A 701-nucleotide genomic window follows, 5' to 3' on the forward strand; every position below is an offset into this window, starting at 1 on the left:
GGCGTTAGCCTTACAGGAGTTTATTTTGAGTATTGAAATTTGGTTGGCCTTTGTAACGGCATCATTGGTCTTGTGTTTAACGCCTGGCCCGACAGTTTTTCTGGTTGTAGGTCAAGCATTAACGCATGGTAAGTGTTCCGTCGTTCCTTTGGCTGTGGGGGCCTTGGTGGGAGACATTATCTTAATGTCACTGAGCTTCATGGGGTTAGGTTTGTTGCTCACAATCTCATCTACCATGTTTAACCTGATTAAATTTGCTGGTGCGGCTTATCTTATTTACTTGGGTATCAAAGCGTTTCGTACCAAGAGCATGCCAGATAGTCAGAGTGCTGAAATAACTAAAAAGGGCGGTTCATTTTCAATTTTTCGGGATGTTCTGATTGTTAACGCACTAAATCCAAAGGGTATTTTATTTTTCATGGTATTTCTGCCACTATTTATTACTACTTCAGAGCCAATTATTCCTCAAATGTTGATTTTGGCAGTTTCATTTTTAGCAGTGTCGTTGTTCAGCGTAAGCTGTTATGCGTTATTGTCAGGCTATCTTCGTGGGTATTTAACTAAACCCAGAATTCAGGATGGTTTTAATAAAGTTGGTGGTAGTTTGCTTGTCAGTGCGGGCGTAATAACTGCCAGTATGCAAAAAGGCTAACAAGGCGCAGCAGTCGCGGCCTGCGGCCGCTGGGACGCAAAACCGCTGA

1 protein-coding gene is annotated in these 701 nt (G+C 42.8%); it reads left to right on the plus strand.

What is annotated here, in order from left to right; all coding sequences use genetic code 11:
* Positions 1-652, plus strand: a 652-nt coding sequence (locus ACRCA4_RS14985) for a LysE family translocator (protein ID WP_433190388.1), incomplete at its 5' end; no start/stop codon positions are given.
* Between the last annotated feature and the right edge of the window lie 49 nt (positions 653-701).

Origin of the sequence: Rheinheimera sp. WS51, assembly GCF_050936095.1 — a bacterium.
Taxonomy (GTDB): Bacteria; Pseudomonadota; Gammaproteobacteria; order Enterobacterales; family Alteromonadaceae; genus Alishewanella.